Below are 25842 nucleotides of genomic sequence, written 5' to 3'. Positions count from 1 at the left end.
GTTTTCACGGCAACCCTTACTTTTTCTAGCTTCTAGCTTCTAGCTTCTAGCTTCTAGCTTCTAGCTTCTAGCTTCTAGCTTCTAGCTTACATCTCTTCTTCGTTGAGTGCTTTTAGCACTTGGAAGATCTCACGGAAAGCTTTTGCCGGTTTACCTGACGCCTTTTCTTTCGCCGCTTGGCGCGCAAGCTGGCGTAGACGTTGGCGATCAGCACTTGGATATAGTTCCACTGCATCACCAATCGCACTATCGCCTTCTTCTACGATACGGTCACGAAGTTGCTCTAACTTGTGCAGTTCCGCAGTTGCTTGTGAGTGCTTATTGCGTACTTTATCTAATGCCGCTTGCAGAGGCTCAGTCTCTTCAAAGCGCATCAGCTTACCAATGTACTGAAGCTGACGACGACGTGCTTCGTTTTTAAAGCGTTGTGCGTCTTTGATTGCTTCTGCTAGGTCTTCGCTCAAAGGGAACTTTTCTAGTACAGACGGCTTCAGGCTTACGAGCTCTTCACCAAGCTTTTGTAGCTCTTCCATGTCGCGTTTCAATTCGGTCTTACTGACCCAAATGATCTCTTCTTCCTCTTCCCATGGCGCTTTTTGATTCTTACGTGCCATTTTTCTGCCTTAATTTGAACATCTATTTCTCTATTTTAACAAGAATCGTGGGGAGAAAGCGAAATTCTTGTTATTCTAATGGCAATTGATCTTAAGAAATAAGCAAATATGGACGTAAGACAGCAAGTGGCTCAACAACGTGTTGAGTTGGAAAGCGCAGTAGCAAAAGCGTTAGAGATGGCCGCAGAGAAATCGGATGCGGCAGAAGTTGCCATCAGCAAGTCAACTGGCTTAAGTGTTTCAACCCGTATGTGCGAGGTAGAAAACGTTGAGTTTAATAGTGATGGCGCACTTGGTATCACTGTTTATCGTAATCAACGCAAAGGCAGCGCTTCAACATCAGACTTGAGTGAAAAAGCAATCCAACAAACGGTACTTGCTGCTCTCGATATTGCTCAGTATACCTCTGAAGATCCATACGCAGGCCCAGCACCGAAAGAGTTAATGGTGCAAGATATCCCTGATTTAGATTTATTCCACCCAGATACGCCAGATCCTGATTATGCTGCGCAAGTCGCGATTGCGGCTGAACAACAAGCCCTATCGTACAGCGACAGGATTAAGCAAAGTGACGGCGCCAGCTACGACAGCCACTATGGTCTGAAAGTATATGGTAACAGTCATGGTTTGCTGGCGAGTTATGCGTCAAGCCGTCATAGCACTAGCTGCTGTGTGATTGGTCAAGGTGCCAATGGCGAAATGGAGCGAGACTACAGCTATACGGTGGCTCGTCATAAAGATGACCTTTGGACTCCTGAATTAGTTGGCCAGAAAGCGGCTGAAAAGACCGTGAGTCGTTTGGATGCGCAGAAACTGAAAACGGGTAAATACCCAGTGATGTTTGCCGCTGACGTTGCGACAGGTCTGCTTGGTCATCTCGTGATGGCGATCAGTGGCGGTAACCTTTACCGTAAATCGTCATTTCTATTAGATCACCTTGGTCAGCAAGTGCTACCTGAGTGGTTCAACGTATCAGAGCGTCCACATGTGCTACGCGGTCTAGCATCAAGCCCATTTGATAGCGAAGGCGTGTTTACTCAAGACCGTGAAATTATTACCGATGGTGTTTTGGCAACCTACCTACTGACAAGCTATGCGGCACGTAAGATGGACATGACGCCAACGGGCCATGCTGGTGGTATCCATAACTGGTTTGTTAAGTCGACTGGCCAGGACTTCGACCAGATGCTGAAAGAGCTAGGCACCGGCCTACTGGTGACAGAAGTAATGGGGCAAGGCGTGAATATTGTTACTGGTGATTACTCTCGCGGCGCAGCAGGTTTCTGGGTTGAGAATGGCGAAATCCAATACCCTGTTTCTGAGATCACGATTGCTAGCAATCTAAAAGAGATGTTTAACCAGATTGTTGCGGTCGGTAATGATGTCGAGACACGCTCTCAGATTCAAACTGGTTCGATTCTGCTTGAGACGATGAAAGTTGCTGGTGAGTAAAGGGTAAATCCTGTGTGTTCGCGTATCTTTTGTCGTTCCATAGACTGACGAAGGAAGGTGTAGGGAATCTCTAAAGGTTTTCTACTGTTTCCAACTTTTCTCGGGAATGGCAACAAAAGAAAAGGTTGATGTTTTCGCATCAACCTTTTTTTGTTTTTTAGCCTTCAAACAATTCCGTATGTAGCTTCTGAATCGCTTGTTTAGAGACTGATTCATGGACTAAAAAACACAAGTTGTGCGGGCTTGCACCGTAACAAATCATACGTAGGTTGAAGTCTTCTAATGTGCTAAACACTTGCTTCGCATAACCTTTGCTTTCGCTCATGTTGTTACCAATTAAGGCAACCAGACATAAGTTGTGCTCTACTTCAACAGTACATAACTCTTCAAGTTCTAGGCGCGCTGCTTCAGGAAGTTGTGGAGCGCCGCCAGAGGTGTCTGTTTGATCGAGTGTGAGTGAGACGCTGATTTCTGATGTAGTGATCAAGTCTACAGAAACTTTATGCTTAGCTAAGATTTCAAATACTTTGGCTAAGAAACCGTACGCGTGGAACATTTTTGCGCTACGAAGTGTCACCATAGTTTGGTTGCAGCGAAGGGCGAGCGCACGGAATAGCGGTGAGCTTTCAACTTGATGACGAATCCAAGTACCGCCTTTCTCTGGCTGTTTTGAAGAGCCAACAAAGACTGGGATGTCATGGCGTAGTGCAGGCAGTAGTGTCGATGGGTGAAGAATTTTAGCGCCAAAGTTAGCCATCTCTGATGCTTCGCTAAAGCTGATCTCTGGAATTGGTGAAGCTTTCGCGGCAATGCGAGGGTCAGTAGTATAGATACCCGGAACGTCGGTCCAAATTTCTAAGCCAGATGCTTTCACTGCTTCGGCAATTAAAGCTGCGCTGTAGTCACTACCACCACGACCTAGTGTTGTGGTATTGCCTTGTTCATCCGAACCGATAAAGCCCTGAGTAATCACGACATTCTGTTGGCAAAGTGGAACTAAGCGTTGCTGAGCTAGCTTGCTGATATCGTCTAAAAGGGGCTCGGCTTTGCCAAAGTTACTGTCAGTACGCAACACATCTCGGATATCGAATCGAACGGCTTGGATACCACGCTCTTTCATCAATTGGGTTAGTAAGTGAGTCGACATCAGCTCGCCACATGCGACAAGGTGGTCGGTCAGTTTATGGCTCGATTGAATAGAAGCGGCTTCAGCAAGGCTTGCCACTGTATCGAGAATGGCTGACACTTCACTTGCAGCTTGGGCTGCATCTTCTAGTTGATTCAGAACTGCTTGATGGATCTCAGCCAGTTTAGCCAGTACTTCGCTACGACGAGTTTGATCTTGTACGCCGTTAGCCAATTCAACCAGTAAGTTGGTCACTCCAGAACAAGCACTGCTGACTACGAGTTTAGTATTTGGGTTGCTTTCAATAATAGCGGCACAACGGCTCATTGCTTCAAAGTTTGCAACACTTGTTCCACCAAATTTAGCTACATTAAAACTGCTCACAGCGTTTTCTCCCACGACTTCCTGAAAATATATAATTTGGTAGCTATACCAACATCCAATGTTTACTTTGATGAAGAGAGTTGAGCGAAAGAGAGGTGTTTATTTGAATGGTCTACCTCAGAAGCTCATCATCAGACTGGGCTGATGACAGTCGTAGGGATTCAACCCTAGCAACCGATAGACGTAAGCCACAACTTTTATCTACCTCGGCACTGCTCCCCCTCAATATGTTGTATTGGATTTGCGGTTCCACAACATATCTACCTGGGCAGTGCTCCTCTTCTGCAAAATAATTTGCTATGTGGCATAAATATTCACCACATACTCAGCATTGAACGTTTTTCTGTGACTTATGTCAACGAGAATTTGTAACTTTATCGCGTTTATAAATTAACAAACTTGTGACACTGGTTTGACCTCAAGACTTTGGGCTAATTGCTGGTGGGGGAAATATGCATTAATGTGGTTAAGCAAAATAAATAGAATGAAAAAGTTATTCAAAAGGAGCTGCCAATGACGATTCAAAGTTTTATTCCCCCGCACCGAATTTTAATGGGTCCGGGGCCTTCCGATATCTCTCCTCAAGTGCTGCAAGCTTTGAGTCGTCCTACTGTCGGGCATTTGGACCCATTGTTTGTTGGCATGATGGATGAGCTTAAGTCGCTACTTAAATACGCTTTTCAAACCGAGAATGAATTTACTATTGCCGTATCAGCGCCGGGGAGCGCGGGGATGGAAACCTGTTTTGTTAACCTGATTGAACCAGGCGAAAAAGTTATTGTGTGTCGCAATGGCGTGTTTGGTGAACGAATGCGAGAAAATGTCGTCCGTGCTGGTGGCGTTGCTGAGGTCGTTGATGATGAATGGGGTGCACCTGTATCGGTGGCCAAAGTTGAACAAGCATTGAAAGATAACCCCGACGCGAAAGTGCTGGCTTTCGTCCATGCCGAAACATCAACAGGCGCTTGCAGTGACGCCGAAGCACTTGGCAAATTGGCCAAGCAATATGGAGTGCTGACTATTGTCGATGCGGTAACGTCCTTAGGTGGCGTGCCATTGAAAGTGGATGAATGGCAACTCGATGCGGTTTACTCTGGCAGCCAGAAATGTTTGTCCTGTGTGCCTGGTCTATCACCCGTGACCTTTTCCCCTGCCGCGATTGAGAAAATTCAGTCTCGCACTACACCAGTGCAGAGTTGGTTCCTAGACCAAAGTTTAGTCCTAGGTTATTGGAGTGGTGAAGGTAAGCGTAGCTACCATCATACAGCACCTGTGAATAGTCTATATGCACTGCATGAATCGCTACTTATTCTAAAAAATGAAGGGCTTGAGAAGGCTTGGCAACGTCATCGTGATATGCATGAGCAACTCAAACAAGGTTTGGAAAAGTTAGGCTTTGAGTTTGTTGTTGAAGAGAACTCGCGCTTACCTCAGCTGAACGCGATTTATATCCCTCAAGGTATTCATGACGCGGAAGTGCGTAACCATCTGCTTAATACTTACAACCTAGAAATTGGCGCGGGGTTAGGTGCGCTAGCGGGTAAAGCTTGGCGAATTGGTTTAATGGGTTATGGTGCTCGCGCTGAAAACGTAGCGTTATGTTTACGCGCATTGGAAGAGTCTCTTGCTCAATAGCGTTATGGCATTGAAATAATAAAGGCGACCAAAGGTCGCCTTTATTTATGGTTGCTCTTGCTCGTTTTTAGCCTTTAATACATTGATATTTGGTGGAATATAGGACACTTGTGAAAAGTCTCGCTCAGGGAAGAGAAACTGTGCTTCGCGTCGAATCTGTTCCGCTTTGACTGTTTCGCCTAGCCCCTGATAAGCCAAGATCAAATTGTTGTAAAAAGCCGGGCGAGGCTTATCTTTGATGACTTCCAAAGACCAATCGATATAAGGCTGAATAAATTTGGCCTCTTGCTGGTGCAAACCAATATTGAGATAGGTGCTGAAGATATCCCAATCGAATCTATCCTGCCAAACAATCGGGTTGCTCACCTGCTCCAACAGCTCTGGGTTTTTCGGCTGTGAACGTTCAAATTGGGTTAAGACGTAATTAGTATGCAGCGTCGTAAGCATAAAGAAGCTCACGATGATTGGAATCACTAAGCTGAATACACGTAACAGTGTTTGTGAAACAAAACTTAATGACATCTGTCGGTAAGAAGCGGCTCGTTGGTCGACCCAGTAAAGCAAGATAATAAAAGTAATCCAGTGGATAGCAGAGTGATAGAAAGGATACTCAAGTTGGCTATGCAGTACGATCGGCACAAACAGAGCAAACAATGCTAGACGTGTTCCGCGTTTGGTCTGCGCGATGCGCACTAACACCAGAATAGCAGCAAGGAAAATAGCGAGTAAAGGAATAAGACCACCTTCCACGCCCCAATAGAGTAGCTCATTATGCGGGTGGTCCATCGCCGCAAGTCCTGGCTTATAGGCTTCGTTGAGCTGATGCTGGCGCGCCGTGTAGACGATATATTCCGGCTCGAAACGACCATAGCCATAGCCAGTAAATGGCTTTTCAATTAGCATATCTAGGGCTTGCGGAAAAGTGTATTGTCTTGGACTCTCTAAGTTTGCCCGTTGTGAGGCCAGTGAAGAGTCAGCAGAGATCAAATTGTTACTTAAGCCAATGGTGATACCGGCAATCACGGCAAGTGACCAGCCAAAGAAACGTTTTTTGGTCGCAAATCGGTAGATATACGGCAGTAGTAATCCAACCGAGAGAACTCCCGCTAACCAACCTGTGCGAGAGGCTAAAAAGATTAGCAGTGGAATGGTCGCCACGGGCATGAGATAAAGTAGAGCGACTTCACTCACTTTACGTTGATACTTTGTTGGGTGGCGGGTAAGTAGATAACCTGACAATGCTAGGCCAGTCGCGAGAAAGCTTGCCATCACATTAGGTTGTTGGAAAATACCATAAGGACGATTGCTGATGGTGTTGTAGCCAAAGATATTGCCCGGTTCTAAAAGTAAAAATTGTACCCAGCCGAATAGCGCTTCAATGAATACTGCGATAGTAATAAACCACAACAAACGTTGTTTTTGTTTATTACTAAAACGAAATTGTTGTAGCACGACGAAGAGCAGGTACCCACTCCAAAGACCGATGAGCTTACCAGCAGACAAAGAAGGAGAGGCATTGTGATAGAGAACAGGCAAAGTTAGCATCGCACAGCTAATAAACAAGCCGACGGTAAGTTTGTTGTATCTTAATTTGCCCTGAGTACCGAATTGGTACAGACCGATGGCAATAGAGAAACTTAGTGCAAGCCAAGTGGTTGGATTAAACGCAAGAGCTAGACCGGAACCGCCTGGGTTAGGCATAAAAAAGTGCATTGCGAGTAAGTACACAATGCCTATAGAAACTAACAATGGTTTAATCAAAGGCGGCTTGGCTGCTTTGAATTCTAGTTCCGTTCCTGCTACATGAGTAGTCGCCATAAATTACAACACCTTAAAAAAACAGACCAGTGGATCTACACTGGTCTGTTTATCTTACAATTATTTGCTATTTTAACATAGGCTTAAGGAACCTAGCGGTGTGCGAGCCTTTGACTTGGGCCACATCTTCTGGTGTGCCCGTTGCAATGATTTCCCCTCCACCTTGACCGCCTTCAGGACCTAGATCGATGATCCAATCAGCGGTTTTGATCACATCTAGGTTGTGTTCGATCACGACAACGGTATTGCCGTGGTCACGCAGGCGATGTAATACAGTCAGCAATTGTTGGATATCATGGAAGTGCAGACCTGTAGTTGGCTCGTCGAGAATATATAAGGTTTTGCCAGTATCACGCTTAGATAACTCACGGGCCAGTTTGACGCGCTGCGCTTCACCACCAGATAAGGTAGTTGCTGCTTGGCCTAAGCGAATGTATGACAAGCCAACATCCATCAGAGTTTGCAGTTTACGCGCAATGACGGGCACAGGATCAAAGAACTCGCGAGCATCTTCAACGGTCATTTCTAGCACTTCATCAATAGTTTTGCCTTTGTAACGTACCTCTAATGTCTCGCGGTTATAGCGTTTGCCTTTACACACATCACAAGGGACATAAACATCGGGCAGGAAGTGCATTTCAACTTTAATCACACCATCACCCTGACATGCTTCACAGCGACCGCCACGGACGTTGAAGCTAAAACGGCCGGGTTTGTAGCCACGAGAACGAGATTCTTGAGTTCCAGCAAACAGTTCGCGAATTGGCGTGAAAATACCAGTATACGTCGCTGGGTTAGAACGTGGCGTACGACCAATTGGGCTCTGGTCGATATCGATGACTTTATCGAAATGCTCTAGGCCTTTGATCTTTTTGTACGGCGCAGGCGTCGCGGTGGTAGCTCCATTTAACTGGGTGTGAGCGATCTTGAAGAAAGTATCGTTAATTAGTGTCGATTTACCTGAGCCAGAGACACCAGTAATGCAACTAAATAGGCCCACAGGGATCTCTAGTGTGACATCTTTTAAGTTATTGCCTGTTGCCCCGATAAGCTCGACAACCTTTTTCTTATCTTTAGGTGTGCGAGATTCAGGGATGGCAATTTCTTTTTTACCGCTAAGGTACTGACCGGTTAATGAGTTAGGGTTGGCAATAATCTCATCCATGGTCCCTTCTGCGACCACATTACCACCATGAACACCAGCACCTGGACCGATATCAATCACATGGTCTGCAATACGGATGGCATCTTCATCGTGCTCAACCACAAGCACGGTATTGCCTAGGTCGCGCAAATGGGTCAGGGTTTTCAGTAGGCGCTCATTATCACGCTGATGCAGACCAATTGAAGGCTCATCAAGAACATACATTACGCCAACTAGGCCAGCACCAATTTGGCTCGCTAGTCGAATACGTTGCGCTTCACCACCAGAGAGAGTCTCTGCACTGCGGGATAAGTTGAGGTAGTTGAGGCCGACATTAACCAGAAATTGCAGTCGGTCATTGATCTCTTTCATCACTTTTTCGGCAATCTGCGCACGTTGACCTTCAAGCTTCAATGAGGCAAAAAAGCCCAGAGCATCGGCAATACTCAACTCAACGATTTGAGGAAGCGTGGTATCGCCGATAAAGACGTTACGAGCCTCTAAACGCAGACGGCTACCATCACAGCTTGAACAAGTCTTAGTTGAGATGTATTTAGCTAAATCTTCGCGAACAGCGTTAGATTCAGTATCTCGGTAACGACGCTCTAGTGTATTGAGGATCCCTTCGAATGGATGTCTCTTAACACGAATATCACCACGGTCATTGATGTACTTAAACTCAACTTCTGTTCGACCTGAACCGGTAAGAATAATGTCGCGATTTTTTTTCGGCAGCGACTTAAAAGGAACATTGAGCTCGAAGTCAAAATGTTCTGCCAGTGAAGAGAGCATCTGGAAGTAGTAATAATTCTTTTGATCCCAACCGCGAATCGCTCCTTCGGCCAAGCTTAATGAGTCATCGACAATCACTCGCTCAGGATCAAAGTATTGTTGCACTCCTAAACCATCACAAGTGCCACAGGCACCAGCCGGGTTATTGAATGAGAACAAACGTGGCTCTAACTCTTGCATGCTATAGCCACACAATGGACAGGCAAAGTTGGCGGAGAATACGATTTCCTCACCTTCACCATCCATTGGGGCGACGACTGCAATACCACCGGATAGCTCCAGTGTGGTCTCAAAAGATTCCGCTAAGCGCTGCTGAAGATCGCCACGGACTTTGAAACGATCGACAACCACTTCAATGGTGTGCTTCTTATGCAGTTCCAGAGTCGGTGGATCAGATAGATCACAGGTTTCACCATCGATACGCGCGCGAATAAACCCTTGCGCTGCTAGGTTTTCGAGTGTTTTAACATGCTCACCTTTGCGCTCTTTGACGATAGGCGCAAGGAGCATCATCTTTGAACCTTCGGGTAGTTCTAAAACCTTATCGACCATTTGAGAAATGGTTTGCGCGGCAAGCGGGGTGTGATGCTCAGGGCAACGCGGTTCACCGACACGAGCGTATAGCAAACGTAGGTAGTCATAGACTTCGGTAATGGTACCAACGGTCGAACGAGGGTTGTGTGATGTTGATTTTTGCTCAATAGAGATGGCAGGTGATAAGCCTTCAATATGGTCAACGTCAGGCTTTTCCATTAGTGATAAAAACTGACGTGCGTAAGCCGAAAGCGATTCCACATAGCGGCGTTGGCCTTCTGCATAGAGAGTGTCGAAGGCTAGAGAAGATTTACCTGAACCAGACAAACCTGTAATAACGATAAGCTTATCGCGAGGGATTGTTAAATTGATATTCTTCAGGTTATGGGTGCGGGCACCGCGGACTTCTATCTGATCCATTCTCGTCACTCTATGAAAAATCAAGTGGCCTAAGTATTACATAGAGTGACAAATGTGCAAAGAAAATACTGGATAAAAAAACAGTAAAGGCGACTGTATTAGTCGCCTTTAGATAGTAACTTACTGAGTAATTAAGCTTGTTCTTTAGTGGTTTGCTGCTTGTCTAGTTCAGACTTTTTGGTGTCTTTTAAGTATAAGTTTTCAAAGCAGTAATTGGTTGCTTCAATGTAGCCTTCTACGCTACCACAGTCGAAACGCTGACCTTTAAATTTGTATGCTAGAACGCAGCCTGCTTGAGCTTGTTTTAGTAGAGCGTCAGTGATCTGGATTTCACCGCCTTTACCTGGCTCAGTATTTTCAATCAGCTCAAAAATATCTGGAGTAAGGATATAACGACCAATAATCGCTAAATTGCTTGGTGCAGTGCCCGGCTCTGGTTTTTCCACCATATCATCAACGCGGTAGATATCGTCTTTGATCATTTCACCCGCAATGACACCGTACTTATGCGTTTCGTCTGCTGGTACTTCTTGCACAGCAACAATAGAGCAACGGAACTGTTTAAACAGCGCCACCATTTGCGTTAATACGCCCTCTTGCTCATTGACACATAAGTCATCAGCAAGCACGACAGCAAATGGTTCATCACCGATCAATGCTTTACCCGTTAAAATGGCATGGCCTAAACCTTTCATCTCACGCTGACGAATGTAGGTGAAGTTGGCAGTATCAATGATGTCTCGGATATCAACCAGTAGCTCTTCTTTATTGGTGCCGCTGATCTGATGCTCAAGCTCATAGTTTTTATCAAAGTGATCCATGATCGAATGTTTACCACGGCCAGTAACAATACACATTCCATCCATACCAGCTTGAATTGCTTCTTCAACGCCATACTCGATTAGCGGCTTGTTGACGACTGGCATCATCTCTTTTGGCATTGATTTGGTTGCTGGTAGGAAGCGAGTACCGTAGCCTGCTGCTGGGAAAAGGCACTTTTTGATCATGATAAAACCTTAACTTTCTATTTATATTTTAACTGGCGCAACCATACCATGATTTGCATGAATAGATAATGAATACGCCCAGTTTGAAGTTAAAATTGTGTCATGTTAATCAATTAAGGGCGCATATGCAGCTTGGCCCATGCAGCAGCCTGTACGCGATTCTTGACCGATAACTTTTTAAATATCTTCTGTAGGTGAGACTTTACGGTGAACTCACTGATAAACATATCCTCGGCGATTTGAATATTGGATGACCCCGCCATTAGACAGCGCAGGATTTGTATTTCACGAGTGGTGAGATCGACAGTCGCAGGGGAGGTGTGTGTATCAACAACATTGCGATAATGAAACAGCAGCTGTGACGCTACCTTTCTTGGTAACCAATTCTCACCATTAATGATCTCTTCACAGCCTTTCGCGATCACCTCAATGTTATCCTTGTGATAGAACAGCCCCTTGAGATGGCCGAAAGAGAGCAATTCATCGGTAGTTAATCGATGACCGACATTAAAGACGATGGTTTCAAATGATTTGTTAGCCAATGGTAAGTTACGTAATTGGCTTTTAATTTTTGCATAGTCGTGGTGGTCTATCATTAAGATACGGTGCTTGTGCTGTTGAAGTGCCAACAATAAGTCATCGGCAACCATCCGTGGGATCGCGATACCAGTTTGTTGCTCAACCTGTTCGATGACAGGGTGAGTAGCGTTGGGATCTTCACACAAAAAGTAAATCGTTCTGCTGTAAATGTTCTTAGCCATAATTTCCTCGGATACTGACGTTTTATATTTTTTGATAGCGTGGAGCATACGGCGCTAGAGTGCGAATTTAGGTGTGCTCTTTGCGTTTAGTCTCATAGTTGAAAGTAATTTATCGATTACTCAGGCTAGGTAAAATTTGAACACTCTCTAAAAATCAGCGTTGTATAATGTTGTTGTCGAAGGCAAATGGACATTGTTGGTAGGAAGATTTGTACCAAGCAGAAAGCGTGTTATCCTATTGCGCTATTTCTACATCAATACCAATTTTAGACGGAGCGAAACATGGCTAGCCGTGGAGTTAACAAAGTTATATTAGTCGGAAATCTGGGTTCCGACCCGGAAGTACGTTACATGCCGAGCGGCGGTGCTGTGGCAAACATCACTATCGCAACGTCTGAGTCATGGCGTGACAAAGCAACTGGCGAACAGCGTGAAAAAACAGAATGGCACCGTGTGGCTCTGTTTGGCAAGCTAGCTGAAGTTGCAGGCGAGTACCTACGTAAAGGTTCGCAAGTATATGTTGAAGGTCAACTGCAAACTCGTAAGTGGCAAGATCAAAGTGGTCAAGACCGTTATACAACGGAAGTTGTAGTGCAGGGCTTCAACGGCGTAATGCAAATGCTAGGTGGCCGTGCTCAAGGTGGCGCTCCAGCTCAAGGCATGGGTCAATCTCAGCCACAACAAGGTGGTTGGGGACAACCTCAGCAACCTATGCAGCACCAACCTGCTCAACAGCAGCCACAATCTCAACCACAGCAGGCTCAACCTCAATACAACGAGCCGCCAATGGATTTTGATGACGACATCCCATTCTGACACCTCCAATAATGGAAAAACTTGATTTATTATTGAGTGACTAGTTTAAAGCCCCGTTTTACGGGGCTTTTTTGTTTATCGCCTAAAAAATAAACTTGATTTAAACCTGCCACCTTACTACAATAAATTAAACTTGATTTATGGTGGTGATATGGAACTTCATCGAGAACAACTCATTTTTCAAAACGGAGAGCGTTTCTCCTGTTTATCGGATGCTAATGGTGTGCCTGATTTCTGGACGACTTTGTTCCTTACAACGCACTATAGAGGGTCAACCCAAGAGACAATGAGGAACATTTCGAATGTCCTTGTTCATTTCTTGCTTTGGGATGAAATGCAGGAACAACGCTTTTTTGAAAAGGTTATTAGAATTGCTGAATCAGATGAAATCGCTCCAGCAAGCCAATTTACACCACCAGAATTCCTATCTACGACTGAGGCTAAGTCTTTAGCTAGTCACTGCAAAATTGAGACGAAAGCTGCACGACGCAAGCTGGTACGTAAAAGTGAAAATAATGTAATTTCTATGAGGACTCAGTTGCCAGCTTCTGTAGTTCCTGATGGAGTCGTAGGAGTTAAACTGCACCGTCAGCGATTGAAAGTCATAGCTGATTTTCTTCATTTTATCGTTGATGTTGGGCTTCGGAGTTATTCTCATTACGCTTATTACTTAGATGCAGCCGATAAAGTTAAGAAACGGATATTCAAGCATAGACCTAAGCGACAAGGCGCTCGTGCAAAACGAAACGATCCTGACAAGAAGGCTCCGCCACCCGAAGTCTTTGAAGAGATTATGCGAATTGCTGAGCCTGAATGTATCGACAACCCCTTTACAGCTTTAGTTCGCGAAAGGAATTATCTAATTATCAGAGTGCTTTATGACACTGGTATGCGTGTGGGGGAACTACTTCAGTTAAAAGTCGCTGATGTAAATTTCGCGGCGCAAACCATTTCAATCGTTCGTCGGCATGATGATCCTGAGGACATCTGGAGGGGGCTTGAGCCAAATGCTAAAACACTGGAGCGCGATCTACCAATATCTCTTGAGCTGACAGATTTGTTGCGCAATTACGTGATAGGAGAAAGGAGGGATATGGTACAAGCGCTTCCTGCAAGCCAAAGCCATGGTTTCTTGTTTGTTTCCAGTAAGAATACTGTCGGGCAACCTTTGAGTATCAAACAATGTTCCAAGCTCCTATTGAAGATTGCTCGTGATAAAGGTCTGGCTTCGTTTATTGAAGCGGAAGGTATTAAGGTGGATAAGTTGGCAGGTGCTCACGCATATCGACATAACCGAAACAATTTAATTTCCAGAATTATCGATATAAATAACCGTTTAGCGCGTGAGGAAGGGCGGATGGATGACATTATATCTGAAAAGAAAGAGATACAAATACGCATGTACATCATGGGACATAGTGATGAGAAATCTGCTGAAGTTTACAACCTTCGCCATACAAAGGAATCTGCTGAAAAAATCAGTATGGCACTGATGAAGGAAGAGTCAGAGAAGATGCGAAAATTTAATGGCAAAGTTAATGAGGTTGCAGAAGAAGAGCTTAAGAAGCTTATTCCTAGCGTATTAGGAGTTGCCTATGAGCTTTCTGATAATGCGGAAAAGGAGAATAATTAATGAACGCCGCAGTTGAATTTAAGCTCCCTAAATGTGAACCACTTCATCGAACCTCCAAGGCTGGTTATAAGTTCGATGTACATTCTGAATTTTGGAAACTTGGTCATGATTATACCCTCAATTGGGGGCTGTTAAACTATCAGAAGGCTGACTCAGAGCTTTGCCAAGGCTTGAGGTTAACCTTGGCGAGAATGGCTGAGGAAGTATCTGAATCTCATATAAAGGGATGTTATACCTACATTAGGCGTTATTTTCTTGATACTCCGCATTACACGGGTGGAGAAATTACTGATATACAAATTTTAAATTTGAAAGCGAGTCTAGATAAGGAAAATGAGTATAAGCTAGGTACTATCCGTGCGCTCTTACGCAACTGGATTGACTGGGAGTATCCAGGCGTCCAAAAAGGCATGACGCCATTCTTAGATAGTCTCAGGCTTCATGGGAATGTTAAAGGGAAGGCTGTCTTACATAGCTGCCCCCACTCTGGGCCTTGGACTGTTACCGAGCAGCAATTACTTATGAGTTGGGCAGCTAATGCATTCTTAACTGAGCAGCTAACTCTATGTGAATACGCATGGTTCATGATTTGCTATCAGACGGCACGACGTCCGATTCAACTTCGTCAGTTACGGATCTGTGATCTTAATGTTGAAGTAGTCAAAGGAAAACAAATCTACTCAGTTTCTGTGCCTAGAGCCAAAAAACGTGGTGAAGATGGTGGCTTTCGCAAGAGTTTTCGCTCACTCAATATTACTGAAGATTTGTTTCTAATTTTGATTAACTTAGCAGAGCAAGTTCAGAAGCTGGCGAAGAAAAAACTGCCCAAATTGACAAAAGCAGATCTTACAGAATTGCCTCTTTTTGTTGGTAAAGAAGATCAATTCGAGGAGATTTGTACTGTAGATGAGTTTCGTAGCTCACTAAAGAATGAGCCTGCGAAACTTCACATGAATGTACAGGGTTCATCAGATTTAACTAGAGTTGTTAGCAGAAAATGCAGTGCAATCTCTGAGCGAACTGGTGACACTATTCACTTCACACCCACTCGTTGTCGCCGCACTCGCGCAACTAATTTAGTTCGTCACGGTATTAGTGGGGTTCAGCTTGCTTACCTATTAGATCACGAGGACACTCAGAATATAGGTGTTTATACAGGATATACCCCAGAACTAGCTCTTAGAATTTTCGCCAAAATGAATGAAGCTATGGGCTTTTTAGCTGCGATGTTTGAAGATCGATTGATAACCGACGAGTCAGAGGCTGTTAGGTCGAGTGATCCCGCGAGCAGACGACATATTAATGGTATGAAGCATGTTGGTAACTGTGGCGGGAGTGCCTGTGATAGCGGTATCAAAATCTGCGTATCATGTGCTCGTTTTCAGCCGCTTTTACATGCGCCATGGGATGATCTTTTGGTTGATTTAACTGAGGAAATGGAAGACCGCCGAGAGAATGGTGCTAGTGATTTAGTTCTTCAGTCCTATGACCTAGCGATTGTTCATGTTGCTGCAATTATGAAAGCTTGTGATGATAAAATTCAAGTGTTGAATGAGGGGGCTGCATGAGTGTAATTCCTTTTAAATCCAGAAAAGAACTTTCTTGTGAACAGAACCTCAAAGCTTTTATAGATCGAGCAAAATTTGATTTAACACTCTATCAAGAGCAAGGTGGTTTTGAGACTGTTAACTGGAAGACAGCTAAGAACCTTGGAATGCAGTTTACAGAGTATGAGTCTTCCGCAGGAAAAGGCGATGGCAAACCATTTGAACAACCTTTTTTAGACTTTGCTCGTGCTTATGTCCGAGAGCAACAGAGTATAAAGGAAATTGCTCCTAGCCACATGATGCGTGCGCTTAAAGCAACATATTGGGGGTTAAAGGAAGTTCATGGCACTGCTGACATACTGCTACTTGATGAACCTACAATTACAAAGGCTAGAGAGTCGGTAGAAGCTCGACTGACACCACAAGCACGCTATGGCACTGGTGGTCATATGAAGAAGCTTTTCAAGTGGTTAAAAGAAAACAGAATATGTTTGCGCTACACCCCTTGGAAGAAAAGTCCGTGGCCGAGACAAAAAGATCGTTCAGAAGGTACGTCAAAAGATGATAGGGATTGGCAAGAAGAGCGTCTGCTCGAAAGCTACGAGTTGAGAGCCTTAGCAGACACATTTGCTCTTGCTAAAACGCCCTATGAACGATATTGGTCAAGTTGTGCCGTCCTTCTGATGTTCGCGCCCAGCAGAGCGGGGGAATTATATTTTTTATCAACAGATTGTTTATTCAGAACTACAGCTATTCAAACGGTGCAAAACCCTGATACTGGTAGGGTTGAGGAGAAAGAGGTTGAGATATTAAATTTACGATGGAAAGCTGAGAAAGGAGGAGGAACAATACCTAAACCTGTTCACCCTAAGTTGGAGGAAGTTGTTTGTGAAGCTGTTGAGCGGCTAATTGAATTAGGCAAGCCAGCTCGTAAAGCTGCTTCATGGGCAATAAGTAACCCTACTCTATTTTATCGGCACGATGGTTGTATTACATCAAACCACCATTCTGAAGATGCCCCACTTACCTATGAGCAAATTTGTAAAGCTCTCAACTTAAATATGAGGAAGCGAGAGCATCAACCTTCTCGCTTTCGAACTCATCCCGATGAGTTGAAGAAAATGCCACCATTACAAAATGCTTGGTTTAAAAAACTATCTCATGGAAAGTCAAAAGTTAGCTATCGAGATTTAGCTGAATTCTATTACGAGTATTACTCGAAAGAATTTTTTGAGTGGCCTTATGTTGAGGAGATTAGGCATGTTGTGAGTGAGTCTCTTTGTTTAGTTCGAGAAAATGAATTGTCATGTGAGTTCGGAACAAAACCATATAGCTGGTTAATTCCAGATGTTAATGATTTCAATAAAGTTTTAGGGTCTGATGTATCGAGAAAGGGAAAAGAATTCCGAGAGTCACTTTTTTCCCGTATGGGTATAACAGGCCCTAATGACTCTCCTATCCAGATAACAACTCATCAGATAAGAACTTGGTTATCTACAATGGCTGAGCGCGGAGAAATGGACTCTCTAGATTTGGCTATGTTTGCAGGCCGCACACGAATTCAAGACAACAAAGCTTATGATTTGCGGACGCCAGAAGAGAGGGAGGCGACTGCTCGTGCCGTTCTTAATATCCCTAAAGACAGTGTTCTAAGCCTTCCCAAAGACAATGGACTTAGGGCCATTGAAGCTGTGAAGGTGGGAGTGCCGATTACGTATGAAATGTTAGGGGATAAGAATCGAGTGGGTGCAGCTCAACCTACAGGCTGGGGAGTCTGTGAGCATGACTGGACTATGGCTCCATGTACAAAAGCGGGCGATTGTGTCGCTTGTAAAGATCATGCCTGTATCAAAGGATTACCGAAAAGTTTAGAACGGCTGCGAAAGCTCGAAGTAGCTCAAACCAAAGAATTTGAAATATCGGTAGATGCTTCCCGTCGCGGTGAATATGGATCTGAAGCTTGGCTGAAATTCAATGGTAGACGATTAGCGATCACACGCACTGTGATCAAAATGTATGAAGACGGAAATATTCCAGAAGGAACCGTAATTCGAATTCCGAAAGAGTTAGATCCCACTGAGACACAAATAGCTCTCATCGAAAGCGGTTTGAAAGTCGATATTAATGTTCAGGATTCCGTTAGCCAAAGTGTGACTGAACGCACGCAGAACGAACTACTAGCACTGTTTGGAGGTGAGGCATGAAAAAGAAGATTATTACAGACAAAGAGCTTCCAATCGTAGAGGACGTGCTAGCAAAATGGTCGGGTAAACTCACTTGGCCTGCGTTTGCAGATGCGCTTGCCAAGCGCCTAAATCGCGACTCAATATCGACATTTACCCTTATGGGAGACGATGGAATCAAGCAAGCTTTCAAGCGTCGAAAGAAGACATTGAAAGATAAACCCCAAGTAGTGACTGAGACTGGGGACGTCGCCATTGATGCTCTTCTTAAAGAAAATGCTGAACTCAGGGGGCAAATTGAGCACCTAAAAGCAGAGCATTTATTGAAAGAAAAAATCTGGAAGGAGACATTTATTCGCTGGCAATACAACCTATCTCAAATGCCCAATGTCGATATGTCCAAGTTACAGCAAAAGATTAATGAACCCCTTCCCCAAACAGATAGGGATGCTTGAGGGAGGCCGCTATGAGTCAATTGAAAGCACAAGAAACGATTAACCGCCTTATAAGCTGGATTGCTGAGCGGGACGAGTTGAATGACTTCGGAGAGTACCGCAATGGAGACAAGGTTAACCGAGCAAATCTTATTGATGAAGGTGTATTGAAGCGGTCTCAACTAAGTGTCAATGGAAACCCTAAGCTCAGAGAGCTTCTAGTTGAAGCTGAGAGGCGTTGGTATGGGGAGTCTAATGAATCCATTGTTTCTCATAAAGATGCGCGTGAGAGAGCGGAGAGACGCTCTAATCAGAACTCAGTAGAAGTAAGTAGATTGAGGAAAGAATTGGCTGAAGTTAAAGCTGAATTAAGTCCTCTTAAATCTGAACTTGCTTCGCTCAGGTCTGAGAACCAAGAGTTACGTCAAGAACTAGGTATTCAGAAGTCGCGAGAAGCTGCGGTGGTTCGTAATTATGGGGAGTTGTCTGGATGGGATTGATGACAGTCCAAGTAACGAACATTCGTCAATTTCATCAGGTGACAGCGATAGCTGTCTCGCCTGATGGCTCCCAAGTGCCGAGAACTAGAACTTTAGCCATTAGTTTTCCCCAAAACGTTTTTTCTGAGGTGAAAGTTGGCACTCTTTGGGAGGTTCAAGGAGAGTTGACCAGTCAGACGTATGAAATTGAAGGATGGCGTCATACAGAAGATCTGCTAGTCGCTAAAAGTGCTTTGTTTAAAAGGCTTTCTGGAGAAGTGTTGGCTTTCTATTTGGCTAAGAATGTCGAAGGTGTAGGCAGTGTCATAGCAAGTAGAGTCGCTCGTACCGAGAATATTGAGCAAATTATCCTCGACAAAGACATCGAGCGGCTTTGTTTGATAAAAGGCGTGGATAAACAACGGGCCTATTCACTTGTCCACCACTGGCCTGATCGTCAAATGATGGAAGCGATTGAATGGGTTCAGAAGGCAAATATGAATCCGCACCTTGGCCGAAGAATGATCGAAGTGTTTGGGCCTAAAGCTATTCAAACGGTCAAACGAAACCCTTTTCTACTATTGGCGCTGGGCGCAACATGGAAAGAAGCTCTGGCTCTGGCTGAGTCGTTGGATATGAGCCTCGATAGCCCCCTAGTGCTTTGTGCTGTTGCTGAACAGGCTGCTGCAAATTTGACTCTTAAAACGGGTGATATTGTCGTTCACGAAGAAGCCTTGGGTGCTGCTGCTTTTAAGCTCATAAGACGCAAGAAAGCGTTGAAGTCCATCGTTGATGTCGCCTTAGCACACAACATATTAGTCAGAGTGGGCGATAAAGGATTAGTTCCGATAGGAAGCGCACTAATCGAAGACAAAGTTGCTCGAACGATCACTGACAAAATTAATAGAAAACGGGGCGAAGGGTCACTCTTAGCGATATGGGAACGATTAGTTACTGAAACAAATGTTCGCGAAGCTTTATCTCAATTCGAGAATACTCTGCCGTTTGAGCTGACAGAAGAGCAACGAGAGGCGGTAATTGGTGCAGTTTTTGCCCCTGTTACTTGCATTTCAGGTGGAGCTGGTACTGGAAAAACGACGATTCTTCAGGCTGTTCTGGCTGTTTATCGAGCCGTCGCTGATGGGATTACCATAAAGCAGGTTGCTCTAAGTGGGCGGGCTTCTCAGCGTATGTCCGAGAGTACAGGGTATGAAGCTTGCACTATTGCGAAATTGATTTCTGACCACTTGGGAGAAGGCAAGAAGCGATTGCCAGAGCATATTCTTCTTATTATCGATGAAGCATCAATGATCGATATTTTCTCAATGTATCGGCTGTGTGGAATTTTGCCTGAAGCTACGCGCATTTTATTTGTCGGTGATGTAGCGCAGCTACCACCTATTGGTGCTGGGTTAGTGTTTCATAGTTTAAACAAGCCTAATATGCCCTTGCCAACCTTTAACCTTTCGCAAGTGAAGAGACAGGCTTCGGAGTCAGGTATTTATCGCTTTGCGACTGCAATCAGGAATAGTGAAATCTTTCAATTGCCACTCACAAACAGGCTGTTGTCAGAGAGTGAAGATGCAAGTCTGGAAACAGAGATGACTCTGGATAGGGCTTATGACCTTTGGTGTCAGGCGGGAGGAAGAGATAGTACCGTTCTGTTATCACCTGTGCACAAGGGGATACTCGGCGTAGACAACATTAACTCTGATTTCCAGAAACGTGTAGGTGGGAATCGTAAGTTGGCGAAGAATCCGCTTATTCCTCATTTTGAGTGGCGTAATATTAAGGGACAGTGGCTGTTAGAAGGCGATCCTGTGATGGTAAACCAAAATGACTATGCATTGGACGTTCGCAATGGAGATTTGGGCTACATTAGTGAGGTGTTTGACTCGGTTTTTGAAGACGGCTCTGTGGGGACTTTGATGTTAGATAGCGGCTCGATTCCACTCACAATTGAACTCTTAGAAAAGCTTGAATTAGCGTATGCTATTACCGTTCATAAAAGCCAAGGATCACAGTGGACAACCACGATTATGACCTTACCTGAGGAAGCCAGTCATATGATCGATCAAACTCTCCTCTACACAGGAGCTACTCGTCCAACGCAACAGCTCGTGGTTATGGGTACACAGGCTTCAGTCGAGACAGCAGTGCGCAAAGGGAATATCGCTCGCAAGCGGAAGGTTTGCCTTGGTGGTTTAATTAAAAATTTGCTAAAAGATAACTGACGTTGGACAGCAAAAATAATAACTTTTCTACTTCTGAGACCTGTTTCCAGCATGGCTACCAGAAGTCAATTGTGATAACAATAAAGATCGAAACTAATTTTTGCCCCAAACTTTATTAGCCAGACGCTTAACCTGACATCGATATAAATCGATTTACTATAATATGGCTAACTGAAATTTGTGAGTTTTTATAAGAATTTAGCGATGGAAATTATCACTCTTATTCTATTTCTAGTAATTATCTTTTTCATTAATCGGGATGAGAAAAAGTATCACCAAAGGAAGAGACAAGGAGTAGAAAACTGGGAGAAGAAACAGGCTGCTGCCAAGCACCGTGAAACGTTACAATCGGACTACAGTGTTTATAAGAAAGAGCACCGTAGATTTTGTGTTTATCAAATAGCCCCGCAAGATAGTGATATTTCAGTTGGGTATATAGGAGTCACAAGCAATTTTTCTGCTCGTAAAGCAGAGCATCTAATGCACTTGAAAGAAATGTGCCATGTTAACAAACGATTGCAAGAGGCTTGGGGTAACAGTGAATTTACCGCACAGGATTTTAACGTTTTAGATGAGAACTTGAGCAGAGATGAAGCTTACAGCTTGGAGTATAGACTTAGACCGAGGCGAAACATGGGGTGGAATATTCAAAGGGGAGGGGAGAGGTAAAAGATACTTGTAAACTTTGTTCACTGGTGTTGCCGATAAATTGCTTGTCTTCACACATTTGGCGAGCGTGTAAGCTAACTGAATTGAAGTGCTGTTATTATATACAGTTATTGCGTGTGAATGAATGGTGATAATTTGAATATATCCCAAAAAGTTAATGAGTTATGCGACTTAACGAGCTGCTGTGTAGATGAGTTGAAAATAATAAAGTCTGGAAATGATTCATTAGCTGCTCTACGACTACTTTGGACAGAGGATAGAAGCAAGTTTTCTACTGGTGATGTTTTAAAGCTTCAGCAATGTGCTCAGATCATCAAGGTAACTGAAGATTTCCTGATCGAATTAGAAGATTTTAATTACTTACGAACTAAAGAAGATGTAGATGATGTTCTTCACAATCTCTATGAGATAATGGAAAAGTTGAATGGCTGCTCTGTTTCAGGAAAAGTTGCAAAAGAAGTTCGTGCTTTGACGCAAAAAAAAACACTCTTACCCGAATCGAGTGAACGAAACCAAAATAACAAGCTACTTTCTGCTAAAAGAACCCTCATGGAAGAGGCCCCTGTGTGTAAGAAGTGTGGCAAGAAAATGTTACTGCGTGAAGGCAATGGCAACCACTTTTGGGGGTGCAGAGATTTTCCTTCATGTTGGGGGCGTAAGCTCTTGACGAATGAGGAAATGAAAGTTTTAGAAGGTTGATTTATCCCTCTTCAGTCGCAAAATACACTTTTATTTTTTTTCTGCCAAGTAAGCCGAGTTTTGCAATAATTCACATAATACGTAATTTACTAATTTAGCAAAGTCATTGAAACGTTTATGTCCAAACTTTTTCAGCAGGAATAGTGCTTACACCCCAAAAAGTGATGAATTTTATTGTCAGAGTTTCGATCTTAGTTGTCCACCGACAATAACATTACTGTTGGATCTTACGCTTAGGAATCTAAGTATCCCATCAGAGTCTATTCATGCCACCTCACACTTAAGTTAGCGGGTTTTGACAAGCTTATGTTTCAAGGGTAATTTTGTATAAATAGTCCTTGGTTAACCGACATCCTATGAGCTTAAAAATATCAACTCAAAATGTAGATACGTGGAAAAAACGGATTCAAAAAGATGAACTCAATGGTTCAACTTATTTTTGTCAACAGAGTGGTAAGGTCTGGGTATCTGCATCTGCGGATCATCAAATTATTTGTAGGGCGGTGTTAGGAAAGGATTCTGGTACTAGTTCGTTAGATAGCTACCTGCGGTGGGATGATGTTTCTGCTGTCAATCTTGTTGAGCTGCTGTATCGATTAGAACAAGGTAAATGAAAATGAGTGATTTTGATTCTATAGATTGGCTAGTTGAAAAAGGGTCAAGTGCAAATCTTCGAGTGGCGAAACAAATAATCGATGCTGCACTACGTCGCAAGCTTGAATCAGAAGCTAAAGCCAGTAGATGCTTCGAATATGGAGTTGCCATAAAAAGCAAGGGTTTCGGTTACGTAACGCTTGAAGTTCCTGCATTAGCCATTAAGAAAGGTGTTCAGCTTAGTGATAGTGACAATATTGAAGAGATAGCCATAGAGCTTATACAGCAACACTTTGAGGAAGATGTATTTAATCTTTATGACGAAAATTACGAGCCTCCAAGCCCTAAGTTCGCGATTGATTTCCCTGAGTATGTAGAACATGCGTGGAAGTTTGTAACCGTTTATACCCCAGTATCTTCAAAGATTGAAGATATGTGGGAAGATGAAACAAAGTAACAGATTTAACATAGTTACCCTCTAGTTTATATGAACTTAAAATACTTGATTTACTAACAGTAGAAGTTTAGATAACGATGTAAATAAAGTTTTTTATTTTTTTACTTGATTTTTAAAAAGGTGACTATTGATGATTTTATGCGGTGGTTTTTGTTATAGATGGGTCTTACTCACCCACCCATTACCAGTGGTTTGGATTATTGTCGCGGTTTCCGTTCTAAGTGTCTGTTATTGAAAAAAAGCCGCGCATGTCGCGGCTTTTTTATATAGTTAGGTGAGATAAGCTCCAATAACTAAAACCCACTATAGGTTTTACAATTTAGGTAGTATATTTGTTCTATATGGGTTGCCATCCTGACAACAATCATCTGTGGTAGAAAAAGGATTTTTCATTAATGAGGTATACCCCTACCTTAAAGCTAAGTACGCGTTTGGTTGCGTTTGTAACGGTCATCGTTATCAGTGCCATGTTTATCCTATTCTTGGGAGGTACTTTATCCTTTAAACGTTTGGGGCAAGAGTATCTCGACCACTCTTTACAAGGGATCGTCGAAGTCGTCGACAAAGAGATGGAAGATCCTGATGCCGCATACTCTTTGCAGCGCTGGATGCCCAAAATGCTGCAAGCTTCCAATATCGTCGAGATGGAACTGCTGTCGTCTTATGGTGTGATTTATCGCTTTAAAGATACTTCGTCTAAAATCGACGCTTCGCTGTTATACCAAGCTGAATACATACTTGAACGTAACGACGGTTATAGAATCCGTTTTAAAGCTGTACCTCCTTATATTGGTTATGGGTATTCCATACAAGCTCTGTGGTCAATTACGCTTGCTGTTGCGTTGATTGTATTTTGTTTGATGCGCGGTCTAAAGTGGCTGAAGGAGCAATTAATTGGCTCTGAGCTTCTTGAAGAACGGGGACGAATGATATTGGCTGGTCGAGTTGAAGAATACGCCCAGGGGGATCTTCGAGAGTGGCCTTATACTGCAAGTGAAGCGCTCGATCGGTTAATTGAAGAACTGCAAGATGCCCGTCAGGAACGCAGTCGATTTGATACCTTTATTCGCACCCAAACCTTCTTAGATCAACTGACAGGTACAGCCAATCGTATCTTGTTTGATAGCAAGTTAGAGTCGGCACTTTCAGAACACGGTTCGCAAGGTGGTGTGTTGCTGCTGAGAATTAATGATTGGGAAGATGTGGAAGAAGAGCAAGGCAAACAGGTTGCAAATGATCTCTTAGTTGAAGTTGGAGAAGGGCTCAATAACGTAATTCAGCGTTATCCAGACATCATTTTGTCGCGTTATTTTAGCTCAGATTTTGCGATTTTTGCCCCGAACCTATCGAGTAAAGAAATCTCAAATATTGCGAATCAATGTTTAAAGCAATTAGCAAAAATTCAACCGCCTCAACCTTTAGCGATTGATGACTGGGTGCATGTAGGCGTGAGTATGTATCATGAAGGCGAAAGTCCAACTAGAATTATTGATGAAGCTGAAACGGCGCTGAAAAGTGCGCAGCTACAGCGAAACAATACGTGGAGTCGATTTAAAAAACACACATCGCAGACCGAAGAAAGAGGCAGTGTTCGTTGGAGAACCCTATTTGAACAAGTGTTGAAACCGGATCAAATTTATCTCTTCTCTCAGTCTTGTTATATGCTCGATCCGCACAAAGAGAAGTCTGTAGATCACTTAGAGTTATTTGCGCGGTTGAACGATCCAGAAAATGGAGTGATAAAAGCTTCACGATTTAATTCGGCAGTTGAATCGGTTGGTTATGAAGGTGTGCTTGATAAAGCGGTCATTGTAGCAATTACGCAATATTTAAAAGATTCAAGGGATTCAAACCGTTACGCAATTAACTTACATGTGGTACCTTTTGCGGATCGAAACTACTTTAAGTGGTTTAGGGATGAGCTACTGCAGATTTCGTCGGAACTGCGGGTTAGATTGATTTTTGAATTTGCTGAGGCAAAAGTCGTACAACACTTAGACTATATGCGCCCAGTGATAAAAATGATTGCCGGACTTGGCTGTCAGGTTGCGATTGGCCAAGCTGGACGTTCGATAGTCAGTACGCACTATTTAAAAGAGCTTCCAGTGAGTCAGCTAAAGCTGCATCGAAGCCTAGTGAAGAAGATCGAACAACGCCATGAAAACCAGCTTTTTGTACGAAGCTTGCTGGGCGCCTGTTCCGGACTAAATACTCAAGTAATTGCTGTCGGTGTCGACAATAAACAAGAATATCAAAGTGTTGTTGAGTTAGGCGTACACGGAATACAAGGCCGTTATTTAGAAGCAGAACAGCAGCTATTGCCAAAACAAACAGTGAAACAGAGTGTCGTCACTACGCCGAATAAAGTTCAGATTGGCCGACGGAATCGTTGGCGGAAAACGTAAATAAT

20 protein-coding genes and 1 riboswitch are annotated in these 25842 nt (G+C 43.7%); of the genes, 14 read left to right on the top strand and 6 right to left on the bottom strand.

Annotation, left to right across the window (positions count from 1 at the left end):
- Positions 1-86: 86 nt before the first annotated feature.
- Positions 87-614 (bottom strand): ribosome biogenesis factor YjgA, encoded by a 528-nt coding sequence (gene yjgA / locus ACU01J_RS12150; RefSeq protein WP_481085942.1) that lies wholly within the window; start codon positions 612-614, stop codon positions 87-89.
- A 108-nt stretch (positions 615-722) separates the two neighbouring features.
- Between yjgA and pmbA the strand changes: the two genes are divergently transcribed.
- Entirely contained in the window at positions 723-2066 is a 1344-nt protein-coding gene (gene pmbA / locus ACU01J_RS12145) for a metalloprotease PmbA (protein WP_481085941.1), read from the top strand.
- Positions 2067-2223: 157 nt separating this feature from the next.
- On the opposite strand, the gene lysC is transcribed toward pmbA, so the two are convergent.
- Positions 2224-3576, bottom strand: a complete 1353-nt coding sequence (lysC, locus tag ACU01J_RS12140) for a lysine-sensitive aspartokinase 3 (protein WP_481085940.1) — start codon at positions 3574-3576, stop codon at positions 2224-2226.
- Between the two features lie 113 nt (positions 3577-3689).
- Positions 3690-3866, bottom strand: a riboswitch (Lysine riboswitch).
- A gap of 223 nt (positions 3867-4089) precedes the next feature.
- On the opposite strand from lysC, the gene ACU01J_RS12135 reads away from it, so the two are divergent.
- Positions 4090-5211, top strand: a complete 1122-nt coding sequence (locus ACU01J_RS12135) for a pyridoxal-phosphate-dependent aminotransferase family protein (RefSeq protein WP_481085939.1) — start codon at positions 4090-4092, stop codon at positions 5209-5211.
- A 45-nt stretch (positions 5212-5256) separates the two neighbouring features.
- On the opposite strand, the gene ACU01J_RS12130 is transcribed toward ACU01J_RS12135, so the two are convergent.
- The 4 genes from ACU01J_RS12130 to ACU01J_RS12115 all read right to left on the bottom strand — a co-directional run bounded on the left by ACU01J_RS12130 (position 5257) and on the right by ACU01J_RS12115 (position 11687).
- Positions 5257-7029, bottom strand: a complete 1773-nt coding sequence (locus ACU01J_RS12130) for a PglL family O-oligosaccharyltransferase (protein ID WP_481085938.1) — start codon at positions 7027-7029, stop codon at positions 5257-5259.
- Between the two features lie 67 nt (positions 7030-7096).
- Positions 7097-9919, bottom strand: coding sequence for an excinuclease ABC subunit UvrA (gene uvrA, locus ACU01J_RS12125; protein WP_481085937.1), 2823 nt, complete (start codon positions 9917-9919; stop codon positions 7097-7099).
- 131 nt (positions 9920-10050) lie between these two features.
- Entirely contained in the window at positions 10051-10926 is an 876-nt protein-coding gene (galU, locus tag ACU01J_RS12120) for a UTP--glucose-1-phosphate uridylyltransferase GalU (protein WP_481085936.1), read from the bottom strand.
- Between the two features lie 113 nt (positions 10927-11039).
- The gene (locus ACU01J_RS12115) at positions 11040-11687 is read right to left on the bottom strand and encodes a LuxR C-terminal-related transcriptional regulator (protein WP_481085935.1); all 648 of its coding nucleotides are present in this window, start codon (positions 11685-11687) and stop codon (positions 11040-11042) included.
- Positions 11688-11969: 282 nt separating this feature from the next.
- Here ACU01J_RS12115 and ACU01J_RS12110 point away from each other — a divergent pair, with 282 nt between their 5' ends.
- From ACU01J_RS12110 to csrD, 12 genes are all read left to right on the top strand, one after another.
- Positions 11970-12503 carry a single-stranded DNA-binding protein gene (locus ACU01J_RS12110; RefSeq protein WP_481085934.1) on the top strand — a complete coding sequence of 178 codons (534 nt, stop codon included), beginning with the start codon at positions 11970-11972 and terminating at the stop codon, positions 12501-12503.
- Positions 12504-12654: 151 nt separating this feature from the next.
- Positions 12655-14136 carry a tyrosine-type recombinase/integrase gene (locus ACU01J_RS12105; protein ID WP_481085933.1) on the top strand — a complete coding sequence of 494 codons (1482 nt, stop codon included), beginning with the start codon at positions 12655-12657 and terminating at the stop codon, positions 14134-14136.
- A complete protein-coding gene (locus ACU01J_RS12100; protein WP_481085932.1) occupies positions 14136-15704 on the top strand; it encodes a site-specific integrase in 1569 nt (522 codons plus the stop codon). Before ACU01J_RS12105 ends, ACU01J_RS12100 begins: the two co-directional genes overlap by 1 nt.
- Entirely contained in the window at positions 15701-17887 is a 2187-nt protein-coding gene (locus tag ACU01J_RS12095) for a hypothetical protein (protein WP_481085931.1), read from the top strand. Before ACU01J_RS12100 ends, ACU01J_RS12095 begins: the two co-directional genes overlap by 4 nt.
- Positions 17884-18321, top strand: coding sequence for a hypothetical protein (locus ACU01J_RS12090; protein ID WP_481085930.1), 438 nt, complete (start codon positions 17884-17886; stop codon positions 18319-18321). Before ACU01J_RS12095 ends, ACU01J_RS12090 begins: the two co-directional genes overlap by 4 nt.
- Before the next feature lie 11 nt (positions 18322-18332).
- Positions 18333-18800 carry a hypothetical protein gene (locus ACU01J_RS12085; RefSeq protein ID WP_481085929.1) on the top strand — a complete coding sequence of 156 codons (468 nt, stop codon included), beginning with the start codon at positions 18333-18335 and terminating at the stop codon, positions 18798-18800.
- On the top strand, positions 18800-21013 hold the full coding sequence (locus ACU01J_RS12080; protein WP_481085928.1) for an AAA family ATPase: 2214 nt from the start codon (positions 18800-18802) through the stop codon (positions 21011-21013). Before ACU01J_RS12085 ends, ACU01J_RS12080 begins: the two co-directional genes overlap by 1 nt.
- Before the next feature lie 204 nt (positions 21014-21217).
- Positions 21218-21682: a hypothetical protein gene (locus tag ACU01J_RS12075; protein ID WP_276419716.1), complete on the top strand. Its 465-nt coding sequence runs from the start codon at positions 21218-21220 to the stop codon at positions 21680-21682.
- A 120-nt stretch (positions 21683-21802) separates the two neighbouring features.
- Positions 21803-22381, top strand: a complete 579-nt coding sequence (locus ACU01J_RS12070) for a hypothetical protein (RefSeq protein WP_276419714.1) — start codon at positions 21803-21805, stop codon at positions 22379-22381.
- 356 nt (positions 22382-22737) lie between these two features.
- On the top strand, positions 22738-22995 hold the full coding sequence (locus ACU01J_RS12065; RefSeq protein ID WP_481085927.1) for a hypothetical protein: 258 nt from the start codon (positions 22738-22740) through the stop codon (positions 22993-22995).
- Between the two features lie 2 nt (positions 22996-22997).
- Positions 22998-23432, top strand: coding sequence for a hypothetical protein (locus ACU01J_RS12060; RefSeq protein ID WP_276419710.1), 435 nt, complete (start codon positions 22998-23000; stop codon positions 23430-23432).
- Between the two features lie 395 nt (positions 23433-23827).
- The gene (gene csrD, locus ACU01J_RS12055) at positions 23828-25837 is read left to right on the top strand and encodes an RNase E specificity factor CsrD (RefSeq protein ID WP_481085926.1); all 2010 of its coding nucleotides are present in this window, start codon (positions 23828-23830) and stop codon (positions 25835-25837) included.
- The last annotated feature ends 5 nt before the right edge of the window (positions 25838-25842 follow it).

This window comes from Vibrio sp. 2433-A1, from assembly GCF_056726085.1.
This window is presented reverse-complemented; position numbering and strand designations above follow the sequence as displayed.

Bases quoted from the DNA above. Each gene is read 5' to 3' on its own strand.
- uvrA (WP_481085937.1), bottom strand. From the start codon at position 9,919: ATGGATCAGATAGAAGTCCGCGGTGCCCGCACCCATAACCTGAAGAAT.
- ACU01J_RS12095 (WP_481085931.1), top strand. From the start codon at position 15,701: ATGAGTGTAATTCCTTTTAAATCCAGAAAAGAACTTTCTTGTGAACAG.
- csrD (WP_481085926.1), top strand. From the start codon at position 23,828: ATGAGGTATACCCCTACCTTAAAGCTAAGTACGCGTTTGGTTGCGTTT.
- yjgA (WP_481085942.1), bottom strand. From the start codon at position 614: ATGGCACGTAAGAATCAAAAAGCGCCATGGGAAGAGGAAGAAGAGATC.
- ACU01J_RS12110 (WP_481085934.1), top strand. From the start codon at position 11,970: ATGGCTAGCCGTGGAGTTAACAAAGTTATATTAGTCGGAAATCTGGGT.
- ACU01J_RS12100 (WP_481085932.1), top strand. From the start codon at position 14,136: ATGAACGCCGCAGTTGAATTTAAGCTCCCTAAATGTGAACCACTTCAT.
- galU (WP_481085936.1), bottom strand. From the start codon at position 10,926: ATGATCAAAAAGTGCCTTTTCCCAGCAGCAGGCTACGGTACTCGCTTC.
- ACU01J_RS12090 (WP_481085930.1), top strand. From the start codon at position 17,884: ATGAAAAAGAAGATTATTACAGACAAAGAGCTTCCAATCGTAGAGGAC.
- ACU01J_RS12075 (WP_276419716.1), top strand. From the start codon at position 21,218: ATGGAAATTATCACTCTTATTCTATTTCTAGTAATTATCTTTTTCATT.
- ACU01J_RS12085 (WP_481085929.1), top strand. From the start codon at position 18,333: ATGAGTCAATTGAAAGCACAAGAAACGATTAACCGCCTTATAAGCTGG.
- ACU01J_RS12115 (WP_481085935.1), bottom strand. From the start codon at position 11,687: ATGGCTAAGAACATTTACAGCAGAACGATTTACTTTTTGTGTGAAGAT.
- ACU01J_RS12135 (WP_481085939.1), top strand. From the start codon at position 4,090: ATGACGATTCAAAGTTTTATTCCCCCGCACCGAATTTTAATGGGTCCG.
- pmbA (WP_481085941.1), top strand. From the start codon at position 723: ATGGACGTAAGACAGCAAGTGGCTCAACAACGTGTTGAGTTGGAAAGC.
- ACU01J_RS12080 (WP_481085928.1), top strand. From the start codon at position 18,800: ATGACAGTCCAAGTAACGAACATTCGTCAATTTCATCAGGTGACAGCG.
- ACU01J_RS12105 (WP_481085933.1), top strand. From the start codon at position 12,655: ATGGAACTTCATCGAGAACAACTCATTTTTCAAAACGGAGAGCGTTTC.
- ACU01J_RS12065 (WP_481085927.1), top strand. From the start codon at position 22,738: ATGAGCTTAAAAATATCAACTCAAAATGTAGATACGTGGAAAAAACGG.
- ACU01J_RS12060 (WP_276419710.1), top strand. From the start codon at position 22,998: ATGAGTGATTTTGATTCTATAGATTGGCTAGTTGAAAAAGGGTCAAGT.
- ACU01J_RS12130 (WP_481085938.1), bottom strand. From the start codon at position 7,029: ATGGCGACTACTCATGTAGCAGGAACGGAACTAGAATTCAAAGCAGCC.
- ACU01J_RS12070 (WP_276419714.1), top strand. From the start codon at position 21,803: ATGAATGGTGATAATTTGAATATATCCCAAAAAGTTAATGAGTTATGC.